The 16,041-nt window shown below is 67.4% G+C and carries 16 protein-coding genes; 8 read left to right on the forward strand and 8 right to left on the reverse strand.

All coding sequences use genetic code 11. The features are described from left to right. The first annotated feature begins 168 nt into the window (after positions 1-168). Entirely contained in the window at positions 169-1,617 is a 1,449-nt protein-coding gene (locus tag G4D83_RS28185) for an LVIVD repeat-containing protein (RefSeq protein WP_163867944.1), read from the forward strand. Positions 1,618-1,688: 71 nt separating this feature from the next. Here G4D83_RS28185 and G4D83_RS28190 read toward each other — a convergent pair whose 3' ends face one another. The 8 genes from G4D83_RS28190 to G4D83_RS28225 form a co-directional block, all read right to left on the reverse strand. After that, complete coding sequence (locus tag G4D83_RS28190; protein WP_163867945.1) at positions 1,689-3,545, reverse strand: hypothetical protein; 1,857 nt, start codon at positions 3,543-3,545, stop codon at positions 1,689-1,691. Between the two features lie 159 nt (positions 3,546-3,704). Then, on the reverse strand, positions 3,705-5,336 hold the full coding sequence (locus G4D83_RS28195; protein WP_205522729.1) for a hypothetical protein: 1,632 nt from the start codon (positions 5,334-5,336) through the stop codon (positions 3,705-3,707). Further along, positions 5,333-6,115: an outer membrane lipoprotein-sorting protein gene (locus tag G4D83_RS28200; RefSeq protein WP_163867946.1), complete on the reverse strand. Its 783-nt coding sequence runs from the start codon at positions 6,113-6,115 to the stop codon at positions 5,333-5,335. The genes G4D83_RS28195 and G4D83_RS28200 overlap by 4 nt, the downstream gene beginning before the upstream one ends. Positions 6,116-6,120: 5 nt before the next feature. After that, the gene (locus G4D83_RS28205) at positions 6,121-7,422 is read right to left on the reverse strand and encodes an ABC transporter permease (protein ID WP_163867947.1); all 1,302 of its coding nucleotides are present in this window, start codon (positions 7,420-7,422) and stop codon (positions 6,121-6,123) included. 4 nt (positions 7,423-7,426) lie between these two features. Beyond that, positions 7,427-9,535: an ABC transporter permease gene (locus G4D83_RS28210; protein WP_163867948.1), complete on the reverse strand. Its 2,109-nt coding sequence runs from the start codon at positions 9,533-9,535 to the stop codon at positions 7,427-7,429. A 1-nt stretch (position 9,536) separates the two neighbouring features. After that, a complete protein-coding gene (locus tag G4D83_RS28215; RefSeq protein WP_163867949.1) occupies positions 9,537-10,286 on the reverse strand; it encodes an ABC transporter ATP-binding protein in 750 nt (249 codons plus the stop codon). Next, positions 10,283-10,783 (reverse strand): GbsR/MarR family transcriptional regulator, encoded by a 501-nt coding sequence (locus G4D83_RS28220; RefSeq protein ID WP_163867950.1) that lies wholly within the window; start codon positions 10,781-10,783, stop codon positions 10,283-10,285. The genes G4D83_RS28215 and G4D83_RS28220 overlap by 4 nt, the downstream gene beginning before the upstream one ends. A gap of 210 nt (positions 10,784-10,993) precedes the next feature. Then, entirely contained in the window at positions 10,994-11,623 is a 630-nt protein-coding gene (locus G4D83_RS28225) for a hypothetical protein (RefSeq protein WP_163867951.1), read from the reverse strand. A gap of 276 nt (positions 11,624-11,899) precedes the next feature. Between G4D83_RS28225 and G4D83_RS28230 the strand changes: the two genes are divergently transcribed. From G4D83_RS28230 to G4D83_RS28260, 7 genes are all read left to right on the forward strand, one after another. Further along, positions 11,900-12,181 carry a hypothetical protein gene (locus tag G4D83_RS28230; protein WP_205522730.1) on the forward strand — a complete coding sequence of 94 codons (282 nt, stop codon included), beginning with the start codon at positions 11,900-11,902 and terminating at the stop codon, positions 12,179-12,181. A gap of 135 nt (positions 12,182-12,316) precedes the next feature. Continuing rightward, positions 12,317-12,880, forward strand: coding sequence for a hypothetical protein (locus G4D83_RS28235; RefSeq protein ID WP_163867952.1), 564 nt, complete (start codon positions 12,317-12,319; stop codon positions 12,878-12,880). A 90-nt stretch (positions 12,881-12,970) separates the two neighbouring features. Continuing rightward, a complete protein-coding gene (locus G4D83_RS28240) occupies positions 12,971-13,405 on the forward strand; it encodes a tetratricopeptide repeat protein (protein WP_163867953.1) in 435 nt (144 codons plus the stop codon). A gap of 22 nt (positions 13,406-13,427) precedes the next feature. Beyond that, complete coding sequence (locus G4D83_RS28245; RefSeq protein ID WP_163867954.1) at positions 13,428-13,823, forward strand: hypothetical protein; 396 nt, start codon at positions 13,428-13,430, stop codon at positions 13,821-13,823. Positions 13,824-13,830: 7 nt separating this feature from the next. Continuing rightward, positions 13,831-14,667: a sigma-70 family RNA polymerase sigma factor gene (locus G4D83_RS28250; RefSeq protein ID WP_163867955.1), complete on the forward strand. Its 837-nt coding sequence runs from the start codon at positions 13,831-13,833 to the stop codon at positions 14,665-14,667. Next, positions 14,549-15,109 carry an ATP-dependent helicase HrpB gene (locus tag G4D83_RS28255; protein WP_240356697.1) on the forward strand — a complete coding sequence of 187 codons (561 nt, stop codon included), beginning with the start codon at positions 14,549-14,551 and terminating at the stop codon, positions 15,107-15,109. The genes G4D83_RS28250 and G4D83_RS28255 overlap by 119 nt, the downstream gene beginning before the upstream one ends. A gap of 107 nt (positions 15,110-15,216) precedes the next feature. After that, a complete protein-coding gene (locus G4D83_RS28260) occupies positions 15,217-16,029 on the forward strand; it encodes a type III secretion protein (RefSeq protein ID WP_163867956.1) in 813 nt (270 codons plus the stop codon). The last annotated feature ends 12 nt before the right edge of the window (positions 16,030-16,041 follow it).

Here is a 16,041-nt window from a genome sequence, read left to right on the forward strand (position 1 = left end):
CTGGCGAGACAGGTGCTTCCTAGGAGGCTCGCTCTCAAGAACGAGCCTATACAAGCGCCTCGATAATTTCTTTCCGTTTACTTGCCAGGCGGTGGACGTCGCCGCTCCCTTGGGGAGAAAGAGGGAGGGGCTTTCGTTGGGTTCCAACGCCCGGTATGCATACGGGCCATGAGACGCTTCTTCTTACTGAGCAGCACGCTGGTCCTCGCCCTGGGTTGCGGCAAGGACGACAACTCCAAGAACAAGGCGGAGTGTCATCTTGCCGCCATCAACCTGTCGTCCTGTCAGCGTTCAACCCTCGCTTCAGTGCAGGCCAGCGGGGTGTGGAACGTCAATGTCGAACTGAACGACGGGACGGGCTCCGCGGGTGCGCTCAAGTTGTCGGGCGGTTCCGGCGCGCAGATTCTGGGCCTTCCGGTGACGGAGCAGCAGCTCACGGAAGACACCTTCTACATGGCCGCCGACGTGGTGGACACGTTTGGCCGCACGGTGCGCTACTCGTTCACCGGGTGCTCCGCGACCGCGCCGACGAAGCTGGGCGGCACGTTCCGTCGGTGTGTGGACGGAGAGCTGGACCTGCAGGGCACCTTCTCGGGCGCGCGCATCGAGCGCAACACCGGCGAGGCCGAGTCCTCGGGCCTGGAGCTGGTGAAGGCGCTGACGCTGCCGCGCGGCCTCCCGAAGGACCTGGTGGTGTCCGGGGGCTATGCCTACGTGCCCGCGGGTGTCGAGGGCCTCTTCGTCTACGACGTGCGCAACCCGGCGGAGGCGCAGCAGGTGGGCGCGGCCAAGCGCAGCACCGACGTCTACAACGACGTGTTGGTGAAGGACACCACGCTCTTCGTGGCGACGCAGGGCAGCGGCCTCTCCCTCTACAGCCTGGAGAATCCGGCGGCGCCTGTGTTCCTGCGCGCGTTGGCGGACCCCGCGGTGGATGTGTCGTCGTTGGCGTTGGAGGGAAATCTCTTGTTCGCCGCGTCGCCTTCGCCCAACGGCGAGGTGCTCATCTTCGACGTGACGACGGCCGCGCAGCCGAAGCTGGTGGACCGCTATTTCGTCGAGGGCGCGGAGCCGCTCAGCGGCGAAGTGCCGATGGACGTGGCGGCGGTGGGCAACCGGCTGTACGTGAGCAACTGGACCTTCGGCTTGTCGGTGTCGGACATCACCACGCCGTCGACTCCGAAGCTGCTGGGACGTTTCGCGGGCGGTCCCGCGCGCACGGCGGCGGTGGGCACGGTGGGGGACCGCATCCTGGCCTTCACGGGTGGCGAGGACTGGGGCGCGCACCTGAGTGTGCTGGACGTGGCCTCTCCGGCGAACGTGCTCCAGGTGGGAGAGTTCAGGATCCGTCCGGAGGTTTCCATCCGCGCGATGACGCTGTCGGGAACGAAGCTCTACGTGGCGCACTACCAGGATGGCCTGCGCGTGCTGGACGTGAGCAACCCGAGCGTTCCCCGGCAGGTGGCGTACTACAACACCTGGCGCGAGACGGACACGGGCCGTGGTGTCTCGTTCTTCGATGGGCTCAACAGCGTGAGCGTCCCCGGAGATGGGTACGTGTACGCGACCGAGTCGTCACGCGGGTTGCTCATCTTCCGCGAGACTCCGGCTCCGTGAAGGGCTGTCACGCCGTCGTCGGTTGAAGGAAGGGGGGCGCCTGCTGGGTGAGGCGCCCCTCCCGCATCGCGTCATGGAGAGAGCAGGGAGTTGCCCGTGCCGGACCTGCCGAGGCTGGCGCCGCGAGCGAGGCTGAGCTCGACACCCGCATCCTGGAGCGCGAGGCGCGCGGAGTAGGTGTCGCTTCGTCCCGCTGCGTCGCGTGCGAGGTTGAGCAGGGCGCGAGCGCGTTCGGCGTGGACGATGACGGTGCCCTGGCCGAACTCGGCGGCGCTGTCGCGAAGGTCGGCGAAGGCGCTGTCGGCGATGTCGAGTGCGTTGCCCACGTCGTCTTCACCCTGTTGGAGCGCCGCGTCCGCAGCGAGCATCCATTCGCCCGCGCTCTGGAGTGCGGAGAGGCGTTGCTGGCGGGAGCGCTCGGTGTCGACGGCGCGCTCGCCGAACGTGTCGACCTGCTGCTGGGTGGCCTGGGCGCTCTGTTCAATCTGGGTGTCGCGGGCCTTGAGCTCCTCTTCGACTTGCTGGAGGCGGGCCTTGAGTTGCGCCACCTCCTCGTCCGTGGCGGTGGGCTTGGCGTCCTGGGCTTGAGCGTTACCGGTCTGCTGCCCGCTCACGGAGGACTGCTGCTGAGGCTGAACGGGAGTGGTCGTCGACGAGCCAGAGCCGCCCTGACCATTGGTCTGCTCGCTTTCGGTGGGCCCGAAGCCACCGGCGGAGTCCTGACTCCCGGGCTGCGCAGTGGTGCCTGAGCCCGAGCCGCCAATCGCGTTCGAATTGTCGGGAGTCGGGGAGATGACCGAGCCACCAATCCCGTTCGGATTGTCGGGAGTCGGGGAGATGACCGAGCCACCAATCCCATTCGGATTGTCGGGAGTCGGGGCGGTGCTGGTGCCCGACCCGCCCGTCGCATCCTGATTGTCAGGTGTCGTCGTGGTGCTGGTGCCCGCTCCGCCCGTCACGTTCGGATCATCAGGCGTCGTCGTGGTGCTGGTGCCTGCTCCGCCCGTCGTGTCTTGGGTGGGCGTGCTCGTGCCCGTCACATCCGAGGGCGCCGTCGTCTCGGTCCCCATCGTGCCCGAGCCACCCGTCGCATCCTGGGTGCTGGGCTGTGTCGACAAGCCCGACCCCGTCCCCTGGGTAGGGGTCGTCGTTCCGGAGCCACCAGTCGAACCCTGAATGTCGGGCTGCGCAGTCGTGCCCATCCCCGACGAATCCGTGGGAGCCGTGGTCCCCGTCGAGTCAGAGCCACCAGTCGAGTCCTGACTCTCCGGCTGTGTCGCGGTGCTCGTTCCCGAGCCACCGGTGCCCGACTGAGTCATGTCCCCCGTGCCAGAAACACCCGTCGAGTCCCGCGACGTGGTGCCCACCGCATCCGGCCCGTCGATTCCGCCAGGCTGCGAGGCCGGAGACGGAGCCACGGCCTCGGTGTTCGAGCCTCCGGGCTGTGAGACTCGCGCATCGCCCGAGTTGTCCGAACCCGTCGACGTCTGTCCCGTCGTCACGCTCCCAGAACCACCGACGCCCGTGCTCGTTCCGTCATCGCCCGTCGTCCCGTCGGAGTCCTCCGTCCCGCTGCCACCGGTGCCTTCCTGCACCTGCGCGGGGATGGGCTCGTAGCGTTGATACGTCTCATCGACGGCCACCTGCCCGGACGTCGACGGCGCCTCACCATCCGGGAGGACCGGAGTGATGTTGTAGCCGTAGCCATAGCCGCCATACGGAAGCGTCCCATCCGCCATCGGAGGTTGGATGACGTAGTTCGGGGGCAGCCATGCGCCATCCGCTTCCTCGGCGGCCTGCTCGTTCGCGTCTCGCAGCGCCGAGGCTGCCGGGTCTCTGACGGAGGGGTCCGTGGGAGAAGGGTAGGGCGGCTCGCTCTGGCCCTGCGCGAGGCTCAATCCGGCGGCGATGGCGATCCACAGGTTCATGCCGGCAGGATGTTCACTGCATGAATTCTCCGGCACCTCGTCGGCCCGAGCGCCCCTCGACGGCCCGTCAGGGCGGCGACCTGCCCCGAAACGAGAAGGACCGCGCCCCCCGGGAATAGGAGGCGCGGTCCCTGAATCACCCAGCGAGCGACGTCCGCTTCAGATGCTGATGCGCAGGCCCGCACCCAGCTCGAACGTGGGCGCCGCCAGCTTGAAGCCCTGAACAGGCTGCCCGTTGATGACGGTGTCCGGCACCGAGAAGCCGAGCCGGAACTCACCACCCTTGTGGCCGTAGTGCACCGCGCCGTACCCCTCGACCGTCAGGTAGCTGAGGGCGCGGTGGGTGACGTTGATGCGACTGATGTACGACTTGTCCGAGAGGTTGCTGAGCGTGAAGAAGTTGAACGACGTGCGCTCGAGTGAGCCGGGCCGGTCCAGGAACAGGTACGCGGCGCCGTAGTGGCGCCCCAGATACAGCGGCTGGAAGGCTTCCTGCGCAATCAGGTACGGATAGCCGAAGGAGCTGGTGTAGCCCGTCGAGTTGTAGAAGTACTCGATGCCCAGCACGGCGATGTCGCTGTCGCCATACGCGAAGCTGTAGTTGGCGCCGCTCGTCACCTGGGGCGTGAGGCCCGTGGGGACATAGGCCTCCACCAGCGACGTGTCCTGGAGGATCTCCTCGAACGTCGTGCCCTCGGGAATGCGGTACAGCGGGCGCTCGGTGCCCTTCTTGATGCCCAGCTCTCCGTAGATATCGACGGGCCCCAGCGCAGAAGAGAAGTCGAGCCCGAAGCGCGGCTTGCGGCCCCGCTGTGCCACGGCGCTCGCGCCAAGCTCCGCGGGCCCCAGGACGACCTCGGCGCGCAGCGCACCACCGATGCGGCTGAGGCGGTTGACCGGGTCGGACGCTCCGGAGCGAGGCACTCCGCCCGTGTTGTCGAGCAGCGCGCCCGCGTCGGTGCCCAGGTCATCCATCACCGCGATGCCATAGAAGTTCCAGCCCGTCGCTTCCCAGGGGACATGGACCTTCAACATGGACACGCCGGTGCGCAGGTCCACGAAGGCCAGCGGATTGCGCCGCTGCGGTGACAGGAAGTCGGTGGGGTTCCAGATCTGCCCCGTGCCCCACTTCACATGCTGCTTGCCGACGGTGAGGAACACCGTCCGCTCGATGTCGAACCGGAGCCAGGCCTGGTCCAGCAGCACGCGCGGATTGGACGGCGCGTTGTTCGGGGTGGCGCCCGTCTGCGTGGCCACGGTGGGGTCGTAGCTCAACCGCCCCACCACGAAGCCGCGCAGCCGGTCCATCGGTCGCGCGTCGAAGTACCCGTCCACCAGCGTGGGCGCGGAGAACGACGTGTCACCGAACGACGTCCCCTCCGTCGCCGCCGCGAAGCCGCGCAGATAGAACTGCCCGCCAATCTTCAGCGGGTCATCCACCGCCTCCTCGGAGTCGAAGGCGCTGCGCGTCCCCGGCCCCGACAGCGCCTGCGAGTCCCGGTCTCCCGGCTCGGGCGGCGCCGGCGTCAACGGAGGCTGCCGCTCGGTCGCGTCGCCCGTGTTGCTCGCGTCGGCCGCCGCGGACGGCGCGGGTTCCTCGCCGAACACCTCGTCGTCACTGGGGCGCTCCGTCGTAGGAGGCTCCCCGGGCGTGTCCGCCTGAGCCGCGGGCTTGTCGTCCTCGCCCCCGAAGAGGGCATTCTCGTCCCGCTGCGCGGCCTGCGCGAGCGCGGTGGTGCCGGCGAGGGCCACGGACAGGGCCGTGGCCAGGGTGAGGGTGCGCGGGCTCATCGACTCTTGCTCTCGAGCCAGGCCTTGGTGAAGAGGTTGGCCTCCAGCGCGCGCAGGTCCACGGACTTGATGAGGACGATGGTGGAGTTGGCCTTCTCCACCTCGTCGTAGAAGCGGATCTCCTCGGGGTACCAGACGTCGGCGTTCTTGGACTCGCTGAAGACCTTCTTCCAGCGCGGGTAGAGCGCGGTGCGCATCAGCCGGCCGGAGAGGGCGTAGTCCTCGCGCTTGAGGATGTTGTTCGAGTCCTTGTCCACCCACAGCTTGACCACGGGGTAGGCCACGTCCACGTTGGGCTTCACCTTCAAGAGCAGCTTGTGGGCGGAGTACTTGCCCAGCTTCGCCTCGCCCTCGTAGGTCGGGTCGAACTCCTCGGCCAGTCGGGACTCGTCGAAGTCGGCGCGCCGGCTGTCGGTGCCGGCGATGCGCTCGCGCTCGGTGCGCCGCTCCCACTTGCCCACGTTGGGGTCGTAGTTCCAGAGGTTCTTGTCCATCCGGAGGTAGCCCTTGCCGGCCTCCGTCTTGGGCTTGCTGAAGAGGATCATCAGCTTGTCGTCCGCGTCGCGCCGGTAGATGAACGCCTCGCGCACGTTGTCCGTCTTGTCCTTCTCCTTCTGCTCCAGATAGATGAGCGCTTTGTAGTCGCCCCCGTTGCGCTGGCGGTCATCGATGGTCGCCAGCATCTGCGTCATGGCGGCCGGCTCCAGGGCCAGCGCCACGGGCGCGGACAACATGGCCACGGACAGCGCCGCGGCGGAAAACAGGTTCTTGAGGCTCATGGATTTCATCCGATGTGGTGCATCGCCGTCACCGGCTTGAGGCGCGCGGCGAGGAAGGAGGGAATCAGCGAGATGAGCGTGGTGCAGGCGGTGATGAACACCATGGCGCCGACGACGGAGCCCGCGTTCACCACCAGGTGCAGCCGGTCCGACATGATGAACATCGCCACGGCTTCCGGGACGCCCACGTGGGCGGAGTCCACGCCCAGGCAGACGGCCAGTCCGACGAGCGCGCCCGCCAGGGTGCCCAGCGCCCCGAGCGTCATCGCCTCGAACAGGAACATCACCACCACCCGGGTGCGCTGCATGCCGATGGCGCGCAGCGTGCCAATCTCCCGGGTGCGCTCCCGGATGGCGATCCACAGCGTGTTCATGATGCCCACGCCGATGATGACCAGCAGCACGAAGATGAGGATGCCCGTCAGCCCGTTGAGCGCGGTGAGCGTCCAGGTGATGAACGACAGCTCATCCTCCCAGTTGGTGATGTCCAGCTTCTGCCCCGTCCACGCCTCGCGGTTGACGACCTCGAACTTCATCCAGAAGGCGCGAGGGTCATTGTCCATCAGCTGGTGGCCCGCGTCCGCCAGCACCGTGCGCAGCCGCGCCTGGACCTGAGGCACCTGGCTCACGTCCTTGAGGTACAGGTAGAGCGCGCCCGTGGTGTCGTCGCGCAGCTGGTACAGCGAGCGCAGCGTGTTGGACGGGACGAAGATGTTGAAGTCGCTCATCAGGCCCACGTCGGTGGCGATGGCCGCCACGCGGACGTCCACCGTGTTGTTGGTGCCGCGCATGGTGGGGGCGGAGATGGTGATGGTGTCGCCCACCTTCACCTGGAGCTTCTTGGCCTGCTTCTCGAACAGGAGCACGGTGTTCTGCTCGTCGAGCCCGTCCAGGGTGCCCTCGTGGATCTGCAGGACCTGGCGGAAGCCCGGCTCGTCCTTCACGTCGATGCCGCCCACGCCCACTTGGAGCGAGCTGGACTCGCTGACGATCTTGGCCCAGCCGCGCCCGCGCTGGACGGCGTAGTCCAGCTCCGGCACCTCCTTGCGGACCAGCTCGAGAATCTTCGGGAAGGCCGTCACCACGGGCGCGGCCTGGCCGGCGGTGACCTTGTAGAAGCCACCCACGTTGACGTGGCCGGTGGCGAGCGTGGTGGCGGAGCGCAGCATCGTCTCCTTCATGCCCGTGGACAGGCCCATGAGGATGACGAGCAGCGCGGTGACGCCGGCGATGGCGCCGCCCAGGAGCAGCGTGCGCCGCCGGTGGGTGCCGAGGTTTCGGAATGCGATGAGGAAGAGTTGGAACATGGCCTTACTCGTCCGTCTGCATCGCCTGGAGGGGCGACACCCGCGTCGCGAGGAACGCGGGATAGAGGGTGGAAATGGCGGACACCAGGAGGACAATCACGAAGGCCGCGATGAGGTTGCCGGCGCTCAGCGAGGGATAGAGGCGGGGACCGGAGAAGAAGAAGTAAAGCGCCTCGTTGCCGGCGGGGATGCCGGCGCTGCCCAGCGCGCTCATGATGCCGCTGCCGAGCAACGCGCCGCCCGCGCCGAAGACGAAGCCGAGCAGCACCGTCTCCACCAGCACCATGCTCAGGATGAAGGAGCGCTGCGCGCCGATGGCCCGCATCGTCCCCACCTCTCGCACGCGCTGGAGGGTGGCCATCATCATCGCGTTGTTGATGATGACCAGCGCGACGATGAAGATGATGAAGACGGCGAAGTAGAGCACCAGCTTCGCCATCAGCACGAACTGGCCGATGAGGCCCGCGGCCTGCTGCCACGACACCACGCGCAGCTTCAGCCCCGCGGCCGTCGCGGACTGCTTCAGCTCCTCCATCGTCTGCTGGAGCTGCTCGGGGTCCTTGAGGATGATGGCCGCGCTGAGCGCCACGCCCTGTTCAATCTCCTGCTGGGAGTAGACGCGCGCGGCCAGGTCGTCCCGGCGCAACGCGCCCAGGGCACCCTCGAACGCCTTCGCGTCCTCGATGAGCCCCGGCGTGGCCTCCGCCACCAGCGAGTTGCCGCTCTCCTCGCCGAAGAGCGCATCCTCGGCGTTGGCGCGGTCCACCGCCTTCAGGCCGCTGTTCTTCTGCAGCTCGGCGATCTCCGCCTTCCGGTCCGGACTGAGGTAGCCGTACAGCTCCCGGAAGGACATCAGGTCCATCAGGTTGATGACGCCGGCCATGGCGGACTTCTCCAGCCCCTTGAACTGATAGGTGCCGTAGATCTTCACGTTGACGCTCTGAACGTAGCCGGTGCGCGTGAAGGCGGTGATGGTGAGGTTGTCCCCCATGCGCATGCGGTACAGGTCCAGCAGGGGCGCCAGCTCCGCGTAGAACTGCTGGTAGCGCGTGTCGAAGTTGTCGTCGGTGGTGGTGAGGAACTCCGAGAGGAGCTTCTCCAGGGAGGGCTCCTGGTTGCCGAGCACCTTCTGCAGCCGCTCCACCGCCTGCCGCGTCTTGATGGGGTCCAGCTGGAAGAGGATCTCCCGCGTCTGCGTCTGGTTCTCCTTCACCCAGCGCTGCAGCTGCGGGTCGGCGTCGATGCGCTTCTGGTTGAGGTCCTTCTCCTGCTTGATGTTGTCCAGCCGCAGCGCCGTCTTCAGCTTGAGGAAGTTCTCGTAATAGAACTTGGACAGCAGCATGCCGCGCTTGCCCTGGGGCACCGGCTGGCCGTCGACGATCTCCATGCGGTCGAAGGTGCGCTGGAAGGAATCCAGGTCCGTGCCCACGTAGCGCATGTCCAACAGGTCTCCGTCCGGGAGCTGCGGGGCGATGCGGTTCTCCAGGAACTCCAGGGCGGCGAACGGGTCGTTCTCGAAGGTGTCCCAGAACGCGTCGGTGCGGGCGCGCGCCAGGGCCTCCGCCTCCTGTGGGTCCACGGCGGCGGAGCTGAGCAGCTCCCGGCTCTTGTTGCGCTGCTCCTCCATGAGCGACACCATCTGCCGCACGTGCGACTTGACGCTGTCGATGTTCGCGCGAAGGGCAGGGGACTCGCCCTCCTCCGCGCGCTTCTTGTAGAGGTCTCTCAGCCGCGCGAGCGTCAGGTCCACCGTGTTGCCGGAGGAGATGAGCGCGCCGCTGGTGCCCATGGGCACCACCGTCTTCACGTTGGGGTGCTTCTCCAGGAAGGGCTTGATGCGGCTGAAGTCGTCGAGCACCGCCAGGTCCGGCTCGCCGCCCATGCCGCCGTACAGGCTCAGCTCTTCCTTGGAGTCGTCCGAGTAGACCTGGAGGTGGCCGGCGACGCTGCCGATGATGCTGCGGCTCATCGCGCTGTCCATGCTGTCGAGCAGCGCGCCACCCACCACCACCAGCAGGGTGCCGAAGAAGATGATGCCGCCGATGAGGATGTTGATCTTGCTGGTGAACAGGTTGCGGAAGGCCACCTGCATCAGCAACCGGAGCTGACCCATGTCAGTGACCCTCCGCGCCTGCCGCCATGGCCCGCTTCGCCTCGGAGGGGGTCAGCCGGTCCAGGAACTTGCCGTCGGCCAGCCGCACCACGGCGTTCGCGTGGCTCATCACCTTGGCGTCGTGCGTGGAGAAGATGAAGGTGGTGCCTTCCTTCTGGTTCAGCTCCTTCATCAGGTCGATGATGTTCTGGCCCGTCACCGAATCGAGGTTGGCGGTGGGCTCGTCCGCCAGCACCAACTGGGGCCGGGTGACGAGCGCGCGCGCCACGGCCACGCGCTGGCGCTGGCCGCCGGACAGCTCGTTGGGGCGGTGCTTGGCGTGGTCGGCCAGGCCCACCTGCTCCAGCAACTGGTTCACCCGCTCCTTGCGCTGGTTCTTGTCCAGCTTGCGCTGCAGGAGCAGCGGGAACTCCACGTTCTGGAAGACGCTGAGCACCGACACCAGGTTGAAGCTCTGGAAGATGAAGCCGATGGTGTGCAGGCGCAGGTGGGTGAGCTGGCGCTCCGTGAGCTGCTTGGTGTCCTGGCCCGCCACGCTGACCACGCCCGAGGTGGCCGTGTCCACGCAGCCGATGAGGTTGAGCAGCGTCGTCTTCCCGCTGCCGGACGGGCCGGCGATGGAGATGAACTCCCCGGGGTGCACCTGGAGATCCACGCCTCGCAACGCCGGGACGACCACCTTGCCCAGGGTGTAGTCCTTGGTCACGTTGGTGATGGAGACGATGGGTGATTGCGCGACTGCGGCGTTCATGCGGTGCGTCCTTTCGATGCCTTGGGGGTGCGGGGCGAGGGGCGGGCCGCGCGTGAGGCGCGCCACCGCTCGGCGATGCCGGCCATTTCGGCCAGGTAGAACTCACAGAAGTCCGCCGCCTCGCGCAGGTGCTGCTTGTGCGCGAGCTGCGGCGCGGAGAGGGCCTCCTGGCACACGCGGACGAACGCCTTGACGCTGTCCTCCGCGGTGCGAAGCCGGCTCTCCCAGCCGTCGTGGTTCACGACGTAGTAGTGCTGCCGGTCTCCGGGAATGCTGGCCGGCTCCACCAGGCCCATCGCCATGCTGGCGCGGATGTTGGTGGACACGGAGGCCGCGCTCACCTTGAGCACGCGGGCAATCTGCTGGAGCGAGAGCGGCTGGTCCGTCAGCATCAGGAGCGCGTGGATGCGCCCACCGATGCGCGTGCTGCCCTGCCGCTCGAAGTACAGCCCCATCGACTCGATGAAGCGCTGCTCCGCGGCATTCGGCTCCTTCATTCACGGCCTCCGTCCCACCCCGAGGAGGCCGCGCGCGACAGACGTCCGCCGGGGCCCGAGTGGCGCCCGGCATCTAGTTCGTTCAGGTCATTCAGTCAATACTGAATGAAGTGAATGCACGAAGGGCCCGAGACCTGTGGAGGCCGCGGGCCCTTCGCATCCCCGTCCGGGGAGCCGGTGTCTCACGGGTGCGAGTCCGTGGGCCCAGGCTCAGTACTGGGTGTCGGGGCTGGTGCTCTTGTCCCCAGTGCCCACGTCCTTGTTCTTGTCCGTCCCCATGCTGGAGCCGCCGGTGCCCATGTCATCCTGGGTGCCCTGGGTGCCGGTGTCCATGGTGCCCTCGTTGATGGACGGGTCCGGCGCCATGACGTCCGTGCCCGCGCCGCCGGTGCCCGACAGCGAGATGCTCTTGGCCATGTTCTTCGTTTCCTTCACCTCGAAGCTGGCCCGGATCTCCTGGCCCTCCTTGAGGTCCTTGGCCTTCTTGAGCGTCGGGTCGGTGAAGGTGGTGCTCTTGTCGATGTCGAGCGTCACCACCGCGCCCTGCGCGTCCTGCACGAAGAGCTTGGTGCTCTCGGCCTTCACCACCTTGCCGCTCAGCTCCTTCTGGCCCATGGCATTGGTGCCCATGGAGGGGCTGGAGCCCATGGTGGAGCCGGAGCCGCCCATGGAGCTGTCCTTCTGCATGGACGGGTCCTGCGTGCTCCCCGTCGTACCTGACGTGCCCGAACCGCCCTGCGCCGCGGTGTCCTGCTGCGGCTTGGTCTTGTCGTCGTTCGCGAAGGCCGCGCCGGACCCCAGCAGTGCCATTGCCGCGAAAACCCCAACCAGCTTCTTCATGGGAGAGCCTCCTGTGTGAGTGCGACGGAGGGGCAAGCGTGGTGCGTCGTTTCCCTCCGCTGTTCCAAAAGCTAGGTGCGACGGTGGAAGCGGACAGGGCTGGGGGGGCAAGGTCGGCGCGTGCCCGGTCCCTCCCCTGCCGGTGGGGCCAGGGCAGGGTGGACCCGAGGGCAGGCCTCTGGCGGCTTGTGGCCGGGCGGGCTTTTCCCCTAGCGTCACGCCGGCAAGCGTCCACCGGCCTTCCAGCCGCTGGCCCGACAGGAGACCCCCTCCGCGATGCCCCCGTCCGCCAAGCCGTCCGCTCCCCCCTCGGCCCAGGAGCTTCCCGTGCCCTCGTACCCCGCAATCGAGTCGCTCCTCGAGGCGACCCCCGCGGAGGACGTCCGGGCGCTGTTCGATCCGCTGAAGGACAGCCTGGCTGCCCTCAAGGGCCCCAAGGTGGAGGTGGGCAGGAAGGCCCAGGCCGCGCTCACCCACGCGGAGGCCCTGCTGGAATTGCTGGTGGATACCCGCGAGCGGCTGATCGCCGAATCGAAGGGCTCCAAGGGCCGGAAATGACGGGGTTTTCCTGACCAGTCGCGGTTTTTCGCCACGGGCAGGCAACTGGCGGAGGGCTGGGCCGATAATCAGGGAAAGAGCACTGGATCATCCGGGAGCTCTGTCTTTTTCTCGCAGCGCCTGCTGGAGGATGAAATGGCGAAGATCGACAACATGATGGGTCCTGGCGTCCGGCTCTCGACCAACGTCACGACGGCTCGGCAGACCCCGAACACGGGCTTTGGCGCGCGGCTTCAGAACGGCCTGAACAGCGCGGCGGGCGCGGTGGGCACGGGCGTCGGCGCGGTGGCCGGCATGATTCCGGGCGGCCAGATTGTGTCCGCGGCGGTCTCCTCGGTTCACACCCTGTCCAACAACTCGGGCTCCGGCAGCGCGCCCTACGCGGGCGTGATGAGCACCGCGGTGGGCATGGGCGGCGGCACGGTGGCTCCGTCCATGGGCGGCGCCTCGGCCGGCATCGGCGGCGTGGCCGGTGGCATCGGTGGTGGCGTGGCGGGTCCCGGCACGGGCGCGCTCGGCACCAGCACGTCGGAGACCGTGGGCGGCAATTTCTCGCTGAACCAGATGGCGGCGGAGAACTCCAAGCTGCTGAACCTGCAGGCGGCCATCCAGCAGGAGTCGCAGACCTTCACGGCTATTTCCAACGTGATGAAGTCGCGGCACGATTGCATCAAGAACTCCATCAGCAACGTCCGCTAAGCCCTCGGGGCGTGGCGGGCGAAAGCCCGGAGGGGAGGGGAGCGGCGCCGCTTCCCTCCAGGCCGGGCCAGGAAAGGAAGAGCGAAGTCCATGGCGGAGAGCGTCTCGGAGATCTCGAACAGCCTGGTCCCCTTGGGGCGCCAGCAGGCCATGGTGTTGCTGGAGGCCGGCTACCTGTGGCTGGACATGGGGCAGTTCGACAAGGCGAAGGAGATCTTCTCCGGCGCCGCGGCGCTGATGCCCAAGAGCGAGGTTCCGCAGCTGGGCCTGGGCGCCGTGGAGTTCGCGCAGGGCCGTCACGACAAGGCGCTGCAGGCCTACCGCTCCGCGCAGCGACTGGCGCCCCAGGCGTCACTGCCGCGCGCGCACGTGGGCGAGGCGCTCCTGTTCCTGGGCAAGGTGCCGGAGGCGCTCAAGGAGCTCAAGGCCGCCATCGACCTGGAGCCCGAAGGTGACGGGGCCCGTCTGGCGCAGGCGCTCCTCCAGGCGAAGGAAGCGGGAGTCCTGCCTCCCGCGAAGAAGTAGAGGCAGGAGGGGAGCTTCGCCCATGGCTGTCGGTGGCGTTGGACGCGGTGGTGGCAAGGGGCGCGCCGGTGGCGCGAAGGGGGCGTCGTCCGCGGCGCCCACGGGTGGCACGGCTTTTGGCGCCAAGGTGGACAAGGCGGAGTCTCTTGTTGGCGTTTCGGGTCTGGTAGGCTCCAGCAACGTCCAGGGCCCCCAGGCCGCGGATCCGGTCGCCGCGCAGGCGATGGCCATCGCCCGCGGATTGAAGAACGGGGGCTTCAAGAGCAAGGAAGAGGCGACCCGGGCGTTGGTCGCCGAAGTCCTGAAGGAGAAGCTGCGCATGAAGTCCTCCTCCCTCACCACGAAGATCGCGGACGCACTGCAGGATGACCCGAGGCTGAACCAGGTACTCGAGCGGCTGTGGTCCAAGGCCGAGTGAGCAGCGCTTGCCACTGGGCGAAGACAGGAAGGCCATTCTCACCAAGTACGGCCCCTACGTTCGGTCGCTCGCGGCGACCGTGCGCAAGCAGTTCAACGCCCAGCTCGAGCTGGATGAGCTGGTGGCGTACGGACAGATAGGACTGCTGGAGGCCGCTGAACGATTCGACCCGAAGGTGGGAGCCAATTTCCTCACCTTTGCCCACTACCGCATCAAGGGCGCCATCTTCGACGGCTTGAGGAAGATGGGGGTGTTGAGGGGTTCCGACGCCCGCAACGCGTACGTGGGCGAGCGGGCGGCGGCATACCTGGGCAATTTGTCGGACCGGGAGTCGGGCTCAAGCAACCGGGGCAGCTCATTCGACGATGATGTCAGTGACATCTCGGATGCTGTCCAAGGCCTGGCGATGGTGTTCGCCTCCAGTCTGGAGGGGGCCGACAACGGCGGGTACACCGACGAGTCGCTGCCGGTGGATGTCCGGATCGAGCAGGAGCAGCTGAAGACGCGGGTGCGGGCGGCGATAGAGAAGCTCCCGGAGAAGGAGCGAAAGCTTCTTCAGGGGTACTACTTCCAGGGCAGGACGCTGGAAGAGGCGGGGTCGGAAATCGGGCAGTCGAAGAGCTGGGCGTCGCGGCTTCATGCGCGGGCCATCGACCGCCTCAAGGAACTCTTGAACGAGGAGGAGGAACTTCCCCCTACCTCGACGGATGCAAGGAGGCTGTCACATGGCGGGTCCGATGGCGGGCATCTCCGCGGCGCAGGTGGCGCAGCAAAAGCTGCAGGATCAGGGCGTCCAGCAGACGAACAAGGCGGGGGCGTCGAAGTTCGACGGAGTTCTCGCTGACAAGTCGCAGGGCGCCGGTCAGGTGGACGCGGCCCAGGGCGTGAACAAGGCCCAGGCGGCGCAGGCGACCCAGAAGACGGACGCCGTCCGCCAGGTGGAGACCGTCAACAAGACGGAGAAGGCGGCCCTGAACAAGGTCAACGCCACCGCCACCCAGCCTGTCTCCGCGAAGGCCGCGGAGCCTGTCGCCGCGAAGACGGAGACGGGGAAGACGGGCAAGGCCTCCGACATGATGACGCAGGTGATTGGCGACCTGGAGAAGGGCCAGGGCAACCTGGAGAAGATCATCTCCCAGGCCTCCAGCGGCAAGCAGTTCTCCAACGCCGAGCTGCTCTCGCTCCAGGCGTCCATGTACCAGTACACCCAGCAGTTGGACCTGACGAGCAAGGTGGTCGAGAAGGCCACCACCGGCCTCAAGGACGTCGTCAAGACGCAGGTCTGATTTCAATCCACCGTCCTCGGTGGCGCTTGGTTGAAGGGCGGCCTCTCCAGAGTTGGAGGGGGCGCCCTTCCGCGTTTTCCGAGGCCCAGGTAAGCTCACGCCCGCCCATGATTCGCCGACCGCATGCGTTCGCCGCCCCGCTCCTCGCCCTCGTGCTCGTGACGGGTTGTCACATCGAGCTGCAGCATGAGCTGAGTGAAGCGGACGCCAACGAAATCTACGTCCTGCTCAGCAAGAACGGCATCAACGCGAAGAAGGAGAAGGAGGAAGGCGGCAACGAGGTCCGGTTCATGATCACCGTGCCCAAGACGGACGCCGCCGAGGCCGCGGAGTTGCTCAAGCTCAACTCGCTGCCCAGGCCCGTGGAGAAGGGGCTGTCGCACTTCGCCAAGGGAAGCATGGTGCCCACCGCCACGGAGGAGCGCGCCATGCTCCTCAAGGCCATGGCGGGCGAGGTCTCCAACGCGCTCAATCAGATCGATGGCGTGCTGGAGGCGCGCGCCATCGTCAGCGTGCCGGAGAACAACGACCTGACGCAGCCGGAGAACAAGCCGATGCCGTCCGCGTCGGTGTTCATCAAGTACCGCATCGTCGAGGGCGGCAAGTCGCCCATCGAGGTCGCCGCGGTGAAGGCCTTCGTGGCCACGGCCGTGCCGGAGATGCGACCGGAGGCGGTGACGGTGCTGATGACCGCGGCGCAGGGCCCCAAGGCGGAGAAGACGGACGAGAACCGGCAGCAGGACGTGCTGGGACTGCGGATGACGGCGTCCAGCGCCAGCCAGTTCAAGATGATGCTGGCGGTGGCCTGCGTGCTCATCCTGGGGATGATGGGACTGACGGGCTGGTCGTTCATGCGCGCTCCCGGTGGCGCTCCCGCCGCGCGCGGCTCCCGTCCCCGCGTCCGTCCGCCCGAGGCCTGACGCCTTCGCGCC

This window comes from Myxococcus eversor, assembly GCF_010894455.1.
GTDB classification, from domain to species: domain Bacteria; phylum Myxococcota; class Myxococcia; order Myxococcales; family Myxococcaceae; genus Myxococcus; species Myxococcus eversor.